Here is a 14,783-nt window from a genome sequence, read left to right on the forward strand (position 1 = left end):
TTTCTAATGCGCTGTCTTAAATCAGCTTATCTATTATATCATATTAGCTAAGCTTTGTCAAGACTTTTCTTTGTGAACTTTTTATGAAGTTCTTTTCGAGCTACTCCTCAGGTCTCTACTGTTCTCCCGAACCTTTTACCTTCGTTTCGCTTCTTCCTTTATCGCTCTCTCTCGAGGCGACTTGTTTATTTTATCACTTTTATGCCATTTTGTCAAGCGTTTTGTACCGTTTCTATGTTTTTTATAGATATTTTCATTATTTTGCACAGAAACAGTACAAAACTTACACAATATTGACGATCAGAAGAACGTCGAATATATCTTTGACTCGCCTACACTATAAACTACCCCTTCATTGAACGTAAATACAACTGTTAAAGTAAAAGTACCCTTGCTATCTGTAAAAGCTCCGTTCTGAGAACGTACAGTAAGCGTTCTGCATTCATTAGTATAATTAACACCGAATGTCTTATTCACTTCCTCTATAGTTGATCCAGTCTTTATTCCGCCTATAGAGAACTCAGGACAGTTATCCAAAAACAATCCCATGACATCACAATTGCTTGCTTTCGCTTCCTCATAAGTGTTATTGTCAATTGTCATGCTTCCTGAATATCCTGTTGCTCCATTACTGAAAAAAGTTTCCATATCATCTTCCGCTATCACATAATTTTTCGGGTCAACGCTCTCAGAATAACCACTTAGACCTGCCGCCCAAAGACCCATATCCGCTACATCACTATACTTTGCAGGAAACGCAAATGCCCTGCCCTTTAATGTCATATCAAAAAGCCTTTCGTCCTGCACATATATCTCAGGGTAAACAGGGTCTTTTTCATCGAACTCTATAGGGTCTTCCGTTTCATTTTTGGACGATGTGGTCTCCGATTTGCTGTCGTTTGCATTACTATCTGTATTTTCTGTATTACTATTGTCTGAAATAATTCCGCCATTGTTGTCACTTATGCGGTCATTGTCTGTTATGTGCGTATTTCCACCCGTATTGTTGTTTATATTGGGCGTATCGTCCGTCTTGCCGTTGTCGATCTTTGAATCATGTGTACTGTCGACAATGCTTTCCTCTGTTTCGCCACCAGCTACTGTCTTATTTTCGTCAGAGCCGTTCCCATTTCTATTTATAAGGTCAGGCGACCAACTGTCATTGTACTGCACTGATGAACTGCCGCTTGTCTTTATGCTGTTTTTATCAGTTTTGCTGTCGGATAAAAACAGACCTGCTCCAACTGCCACACACAGTGCCGCCGCACATACTCCGCCTATCCACATAGGTTTCCTGCTTACCGCCGCAGTATTTTTGAGCTTATTTTTCAGCTCCTCGACCTGCTCTTCATCAGGCTCTATCTGCTCTTTCATGCCTCTGAAAAATTCCTTATTCATAGAAATATCCTCCTTTCAGCTTTTTTTTCAACATTTCTCTTGCCCTTGTAAGCTGCATTCTCACCGTTCCACTGCGTACTTTCATTATCTCAGCTATCTCATCAGTAGACACCTCTTCAAAATAGTAAAGATAAACCACCATTCTGTATTTTTCAGGCAGTTCCGTTACAGCACAGAAAACATCATTTTCCTCGCGGCTTCTGAAAAAGCTTACCTCTTCCTTTCTTTCTTCAAGGGGAACTGTACGCCTGCGCCAGCTTGACAATGTTATCTTTTTGCACTGATTGAGAGTAGTCCTGATAAGCCAGAACTTCTCCTCATCATTGTCCTTGACTGTTATCCCCTTTCGATAAGCTGCAAGAAACACTTCCTGAAAAACATCGTCTGCATCTGCTTTTGAGCCAAGACGTGCTATAGCGATTCCATAAACGGTACTTTTATATTTATCTATAAGCCTGTCTATCTCTGAAAGCGTATTTTTCAAATTGACGTCCATTTGATCACCCCTTTATAATAAATACTTTTTCTCTCCTGAAATGTCACAAAAAAATAAAAATTTTTTCAAAAGCCGCCTGAGCATATGCCCAGACGGCTCCACTTTCTTTAGAACAATCCCTGCTCCTCTGCAGCAGACGGCACATATTCCTCGTTCTCGATTATATAGTCCACCACTCTGCAATAGAAGTCTGTAGGATTCATCTGAATTTTCGATTTTATATAATTTGCCTGCTCCTGATCGGGTGCGTAAAGAGTTATGTCCATAAGCACCATATCATCGTCACAGCAGCGGCAATGCACGTTATAACCACGCTTTGCAGGCTTTATATCAAAACTTACATCACGATCGTTTTTAAGCTTGACGAACAGTCTTAGACCTGCCGCATATATCTTATCTCTAAAACTTTTCGGCACAAGTTTTTTGAATTTCTCAGCGCCCTCAATGCCCTTTTCAGTGAGCCGATAGTAATTCGTGCCTTCTATTTCCGCAAGCTCCAGCGTGCCGTTTTCCAACATTCTGCTGACAGCCTCAGTGTACACAAAATAATTCACAACGCCTTCGCCCGTGGCTATCTCAGTAAGCTGATTAGGCGTACAAAGCTGATTTATCTGACCGAGAAAATAAGCCAGAAGTATTTGAACCTCATACACGTCGGAAATGTTCTTCATGTTCTCTGATATATGAGCCTCAGGATTTTGTACCAAGCTATCAATCCTCCTTTGGAAATTTCTCTAAAAATTTGGGTATTCAAGCATATGATTGAGCAAAGCTATATTAACAGCCGCCTCAACACATGGCACAGCTCTTGGAACAACGCAAGGGTCGTGTCTGCCCTTTACTTCGAGAGTTTCATTTTTCATAGCTGAATAGTCCACAGTTGCCTGCGGTCTTGCTATTGACGGAGTAGGCTTGAAAGCAACTCTAAGTGTGATAGGCATACCAGAAGCTATTCCGCCCAGTATTCCGCCGTGATTGTTTGTCTTTGTCACAACGTGACCCTTATCATTTACATAGAACTCGTCATTGTTCTCCGAACCTGTCATTTCCGCCACCTTAAAGCCTGCACCAAACTCCAGACCCTTTACCGCAGGGATACCGAAAATAAGCTGAGCTATAGAGTTTTCAAGTCCGTCAAAGATAGGCGAGCCGATACCGGCTGGAACATTGATAGCGATACATTCTATAATTCCGCCAACGCTGTCCTTATCCTTTCTTGCCTTGTCTATCTCCTTTATCATTTCGTTGCCCTGAACGTCGATAATAGTCGGGAACTCTTTCTCACGAACTTCCCTTATCATATCCTTAGTGGTATCGATAGGGTCAAAAGCCTTATCCTTTATGCCATGGACTTCTGCGATATGAGCGCCCACATAGATACCTCTTTTTTCAAGTATCTGACCTGCCACTGCTCCTGCAAAGCATAGGGGCGCAGTAAGTCTGCCTGAAAAATGTCCGCCGCCTCTTACATCATTGAAGCCTCTGTATCTCAATGCGCCTGTATAATCAGCGTGACCTGGTCTTGCAAGCCTTGAAAGATTTGAATAATCCTGTGAGTGCTGGTCTGTATTGGCTATAAGCGCACAAAGAGGAGTACCCGTAGTCTTGCCGTTGAAATAGCCAGACATTATCTGCGGCATATCCTTTTCTTTTCTCTGTGTAGAGGTCTTGTTCTGCTTAGGCGCTCTTCTTGCCATAAATTGATATATCTTGTCAAGGTCGATGCTCTCCCCCGGCGGTACATTATCCATAACAACGCCTATTGCAGGGCCGTGGCTCTCACCGAAAACGGTAAAGCCTATATTGTTGTTCCATGTTGATGACATTTTACTTCCTCCTGTCAGCTTATAAAGCCTGTATAAATAACGGCAGATACCCGCCAGATAAGTACAAATTTTTGTACTAGCCCACGTTAAGGCTCACGGCTTATCTCTCCTCCAATGCTCTCATATACCTCAAAGAAATCGGGATATGACTTGCTGACGCACTCCGCACCGTTTATCTTCAGTGGTGAAGTACATCTTGTGGCAGCCACCGCCATTGACATTGCGATCCTGTGGTCGTTGAAGCTGTCAACTTCTCCGCCATTCAGTGAGCCAACACCATCTATCTCCAATCCGTCCTCAAGCTCAGTTACCTTTCCGCCAATTGCGTTAAGGCACTGTGAGATAGCCGAAAGCCTGTCGCACTCCTTTATCCTAAGACGTGCGGCATTTCGTATATAGCTTTTTCCCTCGCAGAAGCTTCCAAGTACTGTAAGAACAGGTACAAGGTCAGGTATATCCGAACAGTCGAGGTCAAAAGGCCGCAAACCGCCATTTTTATTATACACTATTTTCTCGCATATTTCAACAATTTTTTTATCTCCCTGAAAAGATTTTTCAGAAAGCCCTGCGATATCAATATCACTGCCCAAAGAATTTGCCACCTTGAAGAAAGCCGCCTGAGAATAATCCCCCTCAACTCTGCCGCTGAAAGGCATATAATGCTGACCGCCCTTTACAAAATATCCGTTCTCTGCTTCCTCAACCTGACAGCCATGCTCTCTCAAAGTGCCGAGAGTTATGTCAACATATGGCTTTGACTCCAAATGAGAAGTGAGTATTATCTCGCTGTCCTCCTCAAGAAGCGGCAGAGCAAACAGAAGCCCTGTGATAAACTGAGAAGATATTCCACCATCAACATAGAACTTGCCCCCTGTCAGCTTGCCGTTCACAGAAAAAGGCATGGTGTTGTTGTATTCAAAGCTTATGCCATGTTTCGGAAACTCTTCAAGATATGGTGTGATAGGTCTTTGCGGAAGCCTGCCCCTGCCGATGAACTGAGTATCCACCCCAAGCGCACAAGCAACAGGTATGAGAAATCTCAGCGTTGAGCCGCTCTCACAGCAATCCAAAACTGCGCTCTCAGGAATATCCTTTATGCCCTCTATCACAGCCTTGTCACCGTCAAAATCTATTTTCGCCCCAAGCGCCCTCATGCAATCCATAGTCGCAAGGATATCCACCGAGGGATAAAGATTTGTTATCTCAGAAATGCCGTTTGACAGCGCCGCCGCTATCACCATTCTGTGTGCAACGCTTTTTGAGGGCGGAACTGTCACCTGTCCGCTGAGTTTTTTCGGAAATACAGTTATGTTCATCGCTATCCTCCGTTACATCTCTGTGATTATTTCAGCTATCTGCTCCTCGGATATCTCTTTGCCGTACTGATTTTCACCGAAGCACATCATCTCGCCTATTTCTTTTTGGAAAACAAATCTCAGCTTTCCGTCACGGACCTTTTTATCTGTATAAAGCTTTTTCACAAGAGCCTTTCTGTTGATATAGTCAGGTATTTTTGTAGGCAGCTTTGCCCTTTCAAGAAGCTTTTCCACACGCTGTTCATTTTCATGGGATATGAAACCAAGCTTCTCGCCCAATCTTGCCTGTGCCACCATACCGATAGCTACAGCTTCGCCATGATATAGTCTATAATCAGACACAGTTTCGATAGCTCTGCCGACAGTGTGGCCGAGATTGAGCACCTCTCTCAGACCCAACTCTCTCTCGTCTTTCATTACCACTTTGTACTTGACTTCGCAGTTTTTCTTTGCGATATACTCGCAGGCTTCACCGTCACATTCAAGCACCTTTTCCACGTTTTTTTCAAGATACTCAAACAGCTCCTTATCACCAAGACAGCCGTGCTTTATAGTTTCCGCAAGACCGCTTGAAAGCTGTTTTTCAGGCAGAGTTTTCCATGTGTCTATATCGAGATAAACTTTCTTGGGCTGATTGAACAGACCGATAAGATTTGTAGCAAGGGGCGTATCAACGGCAGTTTTTCCGCCCACAGAAGCGTCAGCCGCCGCAAGGAGCGTTGTGGCATAATTCACAAAAGGCACTCCTCTGCCGAATGTCCCTGCAACAAAGCCTGCAAGGTCTGTGACAACTCCGCCGCCAACGGCTACCACACAGCAATCACGGCGAAAGCCTTTTTCAAGCATAGAGTCCTCAACAAACTCTTTCATCTGCCTGGTTTTGGACTTTTCTCCCTCAGGTATCACAAAAAGCTCAGCCTTTAAGCCTGCGGCGTTGAGCCTGTCATAAATATCTCTGCCATAGAGATCCACAACGATAGAATCCGTCACAACGGCAAATTTCTTTATCTTTCCCACAAGACCGCCTTTAAGGTCGCTGACCAGCGTATCCTGCAGTTTTCTGCCTATTTCTATATCATAAGAATCGTCCACGACCCTTTTAAGCTCGCAGTTGAATTTCATTAATATCAAAACCTTTCAGTACAATTTTTTACACAGCTATCATAAAAGCCTAATTGCCGTCTGAGCATTTCTCGGCGTCTATCGCAAGTGCAATGAGCAATCCTGCCAAAGCATTGCTATCGTCATAAACGTCTATGACATAGGTATCAGTAAGGTGCAAAAGCTCCTTTGACACATACATTATCTGTTCAGCACCGCTATAAACGGAATAGTCCCAGCCGAAAATATCACCATCCACTCTCCAGCCGCAGAAATCTATATGGAACTTTGGCTTGAAAAAGGTGAACTCTTTCTTTATACAGCCCATATACTCTCCGCCTATGTATATCTCAAAGGTAGGGAAAATTTTCAGCACCTTTTCTTTCAGCACGCCGACCTTGTTTCCCATGTTGTCGTATATCTCCAGCAAGTGACCCCATGCGAGTCTGCCTTTTACGCTGAAAACTGCGTTACCGTATTCGTCGCACACATCATAGCTGTCAAACCATGAAAAAAGCCTTTGTTTAAGCACAAGTTTCATCGTTCTTCCTCCTTTGTACTTTATCCATTTACAGTTCTAAAACATTATACCACATAACTGAATATTTGTAAAGAAAAAGAGGTGCGAAAACACCTCTTTTTCAATGTCTTGTTTATTCGTTTACATCAAGAGGCTTGCCCATGAACTCGGAAAGTGCCTTAACTTTCTTCATTGTTTCAGCGAACTGTGCAGGCGTAAGTGACTGCGCACCATCGCTCCATGCGTTCTTAGGGTCATTGTGTACCTCTATCTCAAGTGCGTCACAGCCTGCTGTTACAGCACAAAGTGCCATTGGCTCAACAAGTGAAGCGATACCTGTAGCGTGGCTAGGGTCGACAGTGATAGGAAGGTGTGTTTTCTGCTGAAGCAGAGGTACGGCTGAAAGATCGAGAGTATTTCTTGTGGCAGGCTCGAATGTACGGATACCTCTTTCGCAAAGGATAACGTTCTGATTGCCCTCAGACATTATGTACTCAGCGGACATGAGAAGCTCCTGAAGTGTTGATGAAAGTCCTCTCTTGAGAAGAACTGGCTTGTCGCTTCTGCCGAGAGCCTTTAGAAGTGTGAAATTCTGCATATTTCTTGCTCCTACCTGAACAACGTCAACGTCAGCAAAGCAGTCAAGATCAGAAAGATCCATGATCTCAGTAACGATAGGCAGACCTGTTATCTTTCTAGCCTGAATAAGAAGGTCGATGCCCTCCTTGCCAAGACCCTGGAATGAATATGGTGAAGTCCTTGGCTTAAATGCACCACCTCTGAGCATTGTTGCACCTGCTTCCTTTACAGCGATAGCAGTTGTGATTATCTGCTCCTCAGTTTCAACAGAGCAAGGGCCTGCGATGACCTGAAGCTTTCCACCGCCTATCTTTCTGCCTGCAACGTCGATAACAGTATTATCGGGGTGGAACTTTCTGTTAGCATTCTTGTAAGGCTCCTGAACACGCTGTACATTTTCAACACATTCCTTAGCCTGAACTGCTTCTATATCGATCTGAGTTGTGTCGCCAATATGACCGATAACATTTGAATGAACGCCCTCTACCAGATTTGTCGATACATGGAACTGGTCGAGCCAGTTCAAAAGCTCTTCTACCTGTTTTTCCTGTGAATTGTTTTTCAATACGATGATCATGTTACTTTCCTCCGAAAATCAAATTTGTATAGGCAATAAAAACAGCCGTGACATTCTTTTACAAGAAAGCCACGGCTTATAATAAACGCAGATATAAAAACAGAAACTTCTCTATACGCCTATTCTGATCTCGTCGCTTTCTTCACACGCCAAAAAAACTCGAAGCCATAAAAGTAGCTCAAGCTCATAAAGAAGTATGTAAAGACTGCAGACATGATAACAGTAGACATATCCTGTTTTTTCCTTTCGATTTATTTGTTATTGCTAACCACGATTATTATACTCTCACAGGCAGGGCTTGTCAATAGCCAAGCCGAGAGTTTACATTTTTTTAACGTTTGAAAAACACTTTATTCTTCATTTTTTACCTTATAGCTTTCCACAAGATGATAGACCTTGATATCCACAAGAGCGTCAAGAACGATACCCTCAGCGGTATAATCCTCGCTGAATATCCTGCCCTCCTGCCTTATGGTGTTCACAAGACCCGCCTTGTCAAAAGGCAAAAGAAGCCTGCATCTTACGCTGTTTTCGGGTAATGCCTTTTGTATAGCCGCAAGCAGGCTGTCAATACCTGTGCCGTTTTTGGCGGATATCTTCACCGCTTCACCTGATGTGTCAAGCTCGTTTATATAAGGCACTTTGTCGCACTTGTTGAACACTGTCACCACAGGTATTCCCTCACAGCCAAGCTCTTTGAGCAGTTCAAGGGTAACTTTTGCCTGTTCCTCGCAGTCATCAGCCGAGGCGTCGCACACATGGATTATAACGTCCGCACTTGCCGCCTCTTCAAGAGTGGATTTGAAAGCTTCCACAAGCTGGTGCGGCAGACGTCTGATAAGTCCAACCGTGTCAATAAGCGTCACCGACCTGCCGTCAGGAAGCTCTATAGCCCTTGATGTTGTTTCCAAAGTCGCAAAAAGCTTGTTCTCTGCAAGCACGCCCGCTTCTGTAAGATAATTAAGCAGTGTGGATTTGCCCACGTTTGTATAGCCCACTATCGCCGCTGTAAGAACACCGTCTTTCTTGCGACGTTTTCTCATAAGCCCACGACGCTTCTCTATCTCCTTAAGTTCGTCTGAAAGTGCCGCAATACGTGTTCTGATGTGTCGCTTGTCAGTTTCAAGCTTCGACTCACCAGGACCTCTTGTGCCGATACCACCGCCAAGACGTGACATATTGGTTCCCATGCCTGCAAGCCTTGGAAGTCTGTATTTGTTCTGTGCTATCTCTACCTGCAATCTGCCCTCACGAGTAGTCGCACGCTGAGCAAAGATATCCAGTATGAGCATAGTTCTGTCGATAGTGAAAACGCCGCACACGTCCTCGATATTTCTTATCTGTGTGGCTGTCAGTTCGCAGTCAAAAACTATCCTGTCAATATTTTCATTTCTGCATATCTCAGCCAGTTCTTCAAGCCTGCCTGAGCCTATGCAAGTGCCGCTGTCAAAGGACGGCCTTTTCTGTGTTACTCTCGCTATCACCTCACCGCCTGCTGTTTCTGTCAGCTCTTCAAGCTCGTCAAGGGAAAGCTCCACGTCATACGAACCTGTATCCACTGCCGCCAACAGCACACGGTCTTTCTTTATTGTGTTGTCAAACATTTCTGCCATATTAATCACTCCTAATGTCTGTTATCAAGCCGCTCTTCGGCTTTTTCAGGCATAAAAAAACACACCCTCAGGCGTGTAACCAAAACGTTATACGGAAGAGTCGGAGCGGCTTGTGCCAATGCACCTGCCTGATATTCGGTTTAATAGTTTCTCACCCATATTCTTGTAATTCTCATGTCATCCGACGCTCCTTTCGTAAAATATGTTTTATTATATCACAGCCATGATTTTTTGTCAAGCATAAAAACAAAAAGCAGGCTGCCTTTTTCAGACAGCCTGCAAATGTTATTCATAATCGCTTTTAAGTATGCTCCTCTTATGCTTTTTCTCCTCATAAAGCAGGATATCAGCATGGCTGAGAAGCTCTCCTATCTCAAGCGTGGCACTGCATACGAACGGATAAACGCCTACGCTCGTATGGATTATATATGGCTTATCGGCGGCATATTTAATATTGTATTCTCTTGTGACCGCTTCTATATGATTTCTCATTGACGGGATATCTATTGCGTTATCAAGAAAAGCACATACAACGAACTCATCGCCACCTATACGACCCACTATCTCACTGTTGCCAAAAGAGTGTTTAAGTATCTTTGCCGCAGATAGTATAGCAAAGTCGCCCTCCTCGTGACCAAATTTATCATTTATGGTTTTCAGACAGTCAAGGTCGGCAAAGACCATGATAGCCTTTTCACCCTCGTTTTTGTCATTGCTGAGTCTTTTACGAAGTTCCTCAAAAAATCCCCTTCGATTGTAGCAACCCGTCAAAGCGTCCTGCCTTGAAAGATCTCGAAGAAGCTCATTGTTCTCCTTGATCTCGATCAGGCTCTTTTTAAGCTGCTTCTGGGTAACAGCCTGCTGCTTCATCAAGGTTATTATTTTAAGTGCCGCACAAAGTTGAACTGTCACCGACTGCAAATAATTAAAATACTCATGCTTTATCTCACACATCAGTATTCCGTAATGCTCCTCGTTAGAGAACAATGGTGATACCACTAATGTATAACGTCTGTCTGTTGGCAGATACTTATTCGACAACAGCTCTGTATACTTTACAGCCTGCTCTTCATGTGGGAGCTGGATAGCGTCAGAACCATTGTGATAGGCTTTGAGATACATATATTCCGGCGGTTGCCACTTATCTGTACCAAAGTGAATAATGGCAGGCTCGAAGCTGAACAGAAAGCTTGATTCCATATGAAGCCTCGTAAGCTTATCCACAACGGTCTCATATGCTCTGTCATCATAAGCTTCAAATACAAGCATATCCCTTGTGATAGAATTTGCCTGCCATGCAAGAAACTCATTATCCTCAAGTTTTTCCTTACAATAATTCGCATTGCGTTCTGCCAGTATCTTGTATATCTGAATAAAAGTCTGATTTAACTTCAAATGCTTCTCCACGTTATCAAAACGAGAGATAAGCTTTTGCTGAATATACTCAACAGAAGCATAAAGCTCATCAACGTTCACAAACCTAAAAAATTCTTCACTGGCAAGAGTTGAGACCATTTCTAATACTTTGTCTTTTTTGATCTCATTATCAAGATTTTCCTCACGGGCATAATCATCAAGAGCATATATTATCTTGACGTAAACTTCTCGCATTTTCGCAGTTGTTTCACTTGCACTGTATTTATTGAACAAAAACTGGCTCATTCTTCTTGCAAACGCTTCCGGATCATCTGATATGCGGCCAAAAGATATGGTCTTTAATTTTGAGTTGCCCTGACAGCCGCAGGAATTTCTTCTTACCATTTCTGAAGAGATCTTATCGTTGTTTATAGCCTTATTTATAACATAGTTCACAGCCTCCTGAACGGCATGATAGCCAAGCTCAGAAGGGTCAGCCTTGACAGTCGTCAAATGCGGATTAAGCTCCTCAGCCACTGGATCGTCATCAAAGCCTGTCACAAGGATATCCTTACCAGGACGTATTCCACGCTCTTCCATAGCCTTATAGCCTGCGATTGCCATCTGGTCGTTTGCAAAAACTATAGCTTCAAGTTCTGGATTATCGTCAATTAGCTTTCCGACTTCGTCAACACAGAATTTTGAAAAATTACCATATGCAACACGCTTTTCGTCATAGATGATACCATTTTCCTCAAGAGTCTCCTTGTAAACGTCAAGTCTTTCAAGGGCATCATCACTTGTTTTAGGTCCGCTTACCATACCTATCTTTTTACAGCCATGCACCTTTATAAGATGTTCTATAGCCTCCTTCATTCCCGTTCTGTTGTCGAGCATGATACAAGGATAACCATCAATATGTGCCGTTATAGTTATAACAGGCGTTCCAGCAAATTTTTTCAGAAACTGAACCTTATGCTCGTTGTCAAGATATGTTCCCAGTGTGCCGATAAGCACAAGCAGAACGTCGAACTTATTTGCCGCCGCCATATCGAACAAAGTATTATACTGATACTCATACACCGTTCTCAGCTTGTCGGCATAGATCCCATCTATATATCTGCCTGGAAAAATAACGAGGTCGGCGTCGCACTGCTCTGCGCCTATCATTGCGCCCTCTGCAACTGCATCGTCAAAATCATCTTCAAGGTGGCTCACCAAAAGTCCTATTTTTATACGTCTGCGTTTAGCAGTATCATTCATCATCTCATGATCCTCCGTACAAATCAGCCGTGCTGCTTCAGACGATCTAAAGCAGCGTCACACAAGGCACGCCTATGGGCTTTGCCTTATTTGTTTATCTTGATATCTTTCTTACAGTCGACTACTGAAAGCGTACCATTTGGACTTCCAAGCCACCAGCCATCGCCTGTAAGGAACATTACGTCGAACTGACAGCTTTGTGCTGTCACGTCACCTTTACCAGTTTTATCTCCAATGCCTGAGACAGAACCGCCCTCGCAATAAAGCTTAAAGACAGTATTTTTAAGCTCACAATCCAGCTCGCCGTCCCTTGTTCCCACACAGTTGAGAGTTCTTCCCTTCATAGAAATGTTGAGCCTGCCATCAAGAATACATATCCTTCCGGTCCCGTTACTCATAACTCCCACTGCAGTCAGGTTATTTCCAGAAAGCTCACAACTCATGTTATAGTCTGAAATGCTTATATCAGCACTGCCCTTTACAGCACCAACGCCCACTGACATCCCTGCCGCAAGCTTTAGCCTGCAGCCACAGTTTGATATAGTCACATCTGCGTCGCCGTCGATGCTTCCAATACCAACGCACCTATCGCCACTGCAATTTACAGCTATATCACCGCCTGCAATGACAATACCATCTTTGCAGCCTCCTCCGCCTATTCCGACGCACTTGTCGCCATTTGCAGTTATATCAAGAATACCTGTCATTGCGACAGTTATCCTTCCGCAAGGCTGCCTGCTGTCAGTGCCTATTGCATAGCAATCCTTCGACTCTGATCTGACATAAAGCTCACCTGAGCCTACAAGCTCTAACGACGATCCCTCAGGGACATAAATGCCTCTGCCGTCTATATGATCTTCACCGCTGCACACTATCCTTACTCTCGAGCCAGTGCCAAGCTTTATGTTCGGTAGTTCCCCATATGTAGTGAGCCATGCGTTTTTCAAGTGAATGACGCAATCAACGCCACTACCAACTGTCACAGACAGAGGCACTGCATGATCGTCCTCAGCCTTTCCTGAAAGAGTAAATGTACCTGTGCCGAGAAAAATGTCAGAATATCTTTTTTTATACATCTCAGCAAGGTCGATAACGTCATTATCCTCAGCGTGGAAGACCTTTTTATCTTTATCTCCAGCCTCGATACTGTAAGCCACTATCTCCTCACGGATATTTTCCGAGATATCGTGGATAAGCACAGGCTTCGGCTTAGAAACATAATAACCCTGAATAAGATCGACGCCGAAATATATCATGGTCTTAAGTTCTTCGCTTGTTTCAACGCCCTCTGCAAGTGCGGTATATCCGCTTGAATGGAAATATTCCACCATTTTTGAAACTATCTTCTGAGCCTTAGGATTCTGGTCAATGCCAGAAATGAGGGAACGGTCTATCTTTACCACCTCAGGATCATATCGCAGAAGATTCGATGTATTTGAATAGCCTGTGCCGTAATCGTCAATAGCAAGGCTCATATTGTTCTTTTCAAGACGCACCCTTATTCTATCGAGGTCGTCCTCGCTGATCTCTGTCTGCTCTGTCATTTCGATAACGACCTTTTCAAGAAGTTCGCCATAGTCATTGACGATCGCATAAAAATCCTTATCGTCAAGAGCATGAGATGATATTGAATTTATATACAGCCTACGGTTTTCAAAATCGAGCTGATGCTTGCTGAGATATTTAAGAGTATTTTTCAGTGTAGCCTTCTCTATATCGTAAAGTCTGCCGAAATTTTTAGCACAGTTGAGTATCTGAAGCGGATTGAGTGCTATATTTCCCTTTGTTCTCATAAGCGCTTCATAAGCGACTATCTCGCCTGTTGAAGAACTAACGATAGGCTGAAAATGATATGTAAACAGATTTTTATCAAGAAGCTCTGAAAAAGCCCTGATACTCTCAATATCACTCTTCTGCTTTGCATATTTTTCAGGATCAAAGCAACAAATACTGCCTGCACCCTTTGCCTTAGCTTCATAGAGTGCAAAGCCTGCTGCGTGCATGAGTCTTGCTGGCACTTCAAAGCCGCTGCTTATGCCTGCCGTCACAGACAGCGAATGATTCGAAGATGATCTCACTCCAAATTCATCTGGCAGGCAACACTCCTTCACCGCTTTACGTATATTGTCAGCAAACTCCTCAAGCTTACCTCCAAAGCGTGGAACATATATCCAAAACTGACCGTCTGAATTGAATGCCGTCACAGTATTTTCAGGCAAAACCGCAACAGCCGCCTTAAGTGCCTCCCCTATGCAGTAGTCTGAATCCAAAAGCTTCCCTGCTCCATCAAATCTTACAAGAGCAAGCAATGATGAGCGTGTCATTCCATCAAGAAGTCTTACAAGCTCTGATTGTGGTATAATGTCGAGCCCTTCAAAAACACTTTTTGACATATATTCTTTCGACAGATACACTATTCCGGCGGCAATGCCACTTGGAGTGTCAAGAAGTTCTATACACAACGGCAGACCAAGATCTCGTCCTCCGCCGTTCAATGCAACTATATCTCTGAACTTGTCATAATCTGTGTTCTCTCTAAGTCCCATAAGAGCACGACAGTTTTCATCGGCATAAAACTCTCCGCTTTTCTCGTCCATAACAAACCCGCCGATATTGTGCCATATTGAACAAACCTTTCCCCAGACAGCACCAAAATAGCTTTGCCACAATTTATTTTCCATATCCATGATCTTCACCATGCCTGAATATACGACTGTGTTCAGACAACCCTTCCTTTG

Annotated in this window: 11 protein-coding genes; all 11 read right to left on the reverse strand. The window is 43.6% G+C overall.

Features of this window, described 5'->3' with window-relative positions; all coding sequences use genetic code 11:
• Window positions 1-300: 300 nt before the first annotated feature.
• The 11 genes from AB5627_RS08340 to AB5627_RS08390 all read right to left on the reverse strand — a co-directional run bounded on the left by AB5627_RS08340 (window position 301) and on the right by AB5627_RS08390 (window position 14,726).
• Entirely contained in the window at window positions 301-1,398 is a 1,098-nt protein-coding gene (locus AB5627_RS08340; protein ID WP_333635000.1) for a hypothetical protein, read from the reverse strand.
• The gene (locus AB5627_RS08345; RefSeq protein WP_022288566.1) at window positions 1,391-1,894 is read right to left on the reverse strand and encodes an RNA polymerase sigma factor; all 504 of its coding nucleotides are present in this window, start codon (window positions 1,892-1,894) and stop codon (window positions 1,391-1,393) included. The genes AB5627_RS08340 and AB5627_RS08345 overlap by 8 nt, the downstream gene beginning before the upstream one ends.
• Window positions 1,895-2,001: 107 nt before the next feature.
• The gene (locus tag AB5627_RS08350; protein WP_022288567.1) at window positions 2,002-2,601 is read right to left on the reverse strand and encodes a DUF4364 family protein; all 600 of its coding nucleotides are present in this window, start codon (window positions 2,599-2,601) and stop codon (window positions 2,002-2,004) included.
• Window positions 2,602-2,628: 27 nt separating this feature from the next.
• On the reverse strand, window positions 2,629-3,720 hold the full coding sequence (aroC, locus tag AB5627_RS08355; protein WP_022288568.1) for a chorismate synthase: 1,092 nt from the start codon (window positions 3,718-3,720) through the stop codon (window positions 2,629-2,631).
• A gap of 86 nt (window positions 3,721-3,806) precedes the next feature.
• Window positions 3,807-5,036, reverse strand: a complete 1,230-nt coding sequence (gene aroA / locus AB5627_RS08360; protein ID WP_265290428.1) for a 3-phosphoshikimate 1-carboxyvinyltransferase — start codon at window positions 5,034-5,036, stop codon at window positions 3,807-3,809.
• A gap of 12 nt (window positions 5,037-5,048) precedes the next feature.
• Window positions 5,049-6,158 (reverse strand): 3-dehydroquinate synthase, encoded by a 1,110-nt coding sequence (gene aroB / locus AB5627_RS08365; protein ID WP_022288570.1) that lies wholly within the window; start codon window positions 6,156-6,158, stop codon window positions 5,049-5,051.
• Window positions 6,159-6,207: 49 nt separating this feature from the next.
• The gene (locus AB5627_RS08370) at window positions 6,208-6,678 is read right to left on the reverse strand and encodes an LURP-one-related/scramblase family protein (RefSeq protein WP_022288571.1); all 471 of its coding nucleotides are present in this window, start codon (window positions 6,676-6,678) and stop codon (window positions 6,208-6,210) included.
• A 112-nt stretch (window positions 6,679-6,790) separates the two neighbouring features.
• Complete coding sequence (aroF, locus tag AB5627_RS08375) at window positions 6,791-7,813, reverse strand: 3-deoxy-7-phosphoheptulonate synthase (protein ID WP_368369792.1); 1,023 nt, start codon at window positions 7,811-7,813, stop codon at window positions 6,791-6,793.
• A gap of 350 nt (window positions 7,814-8,163) precedes the next feature.
• Window positions 8,164-9,417: a GTPase HflX gene (gene hflX / locus AB5627_RS08380; protein ID WP_265290435.1), complete on the reverse strand. Its 1,254-nt coding sequence runs from the start codon at window positions 9,415-9,417 to the stop codon at window positions 8,164-8,166.
• A gap of 294 nt (window positions 9,418-9,711) precedes the next feature.
• Window positions 9,712-12,048, reverse strand: a complete 2,337-nt coding sequence (locus tag AB5627_RS08385) for a GGDEF domain-containing protein (RefSeq protein ID WP_265290427.1) — start codon at window positions 12,046-12,048, stop codon at window positions 9,712-9,714.
• A gap of 83 nt (window positions 12,049-12,131) precedes the next feature.
• Window positions 12,132-14,726, reverse strand: a complete 2,595-nt coding sequence (locus tag AB5627_RS08390; RefSeq protein WP_368369793.1) for an EAL domain-containing protein — start codon at window positions 14,724-14,726, stop codon at window positions 12,132-12,134.
• Window positions 14,727-14,783 lie beyond the last annotated feature (57 nt).

This window comes from Ruminococcus sp. RTP21198st1_G1_RTP21198_201120 (assembly GCF_040924265.1).
In the GTDB taxonomy this organism is placed as follows: domain Bacteria; phylum Bacillota; class Clostridia; order Oscillospirales; family Ruminococcaceae; genus Hominimerdicola; species Hominimerdicola aceti.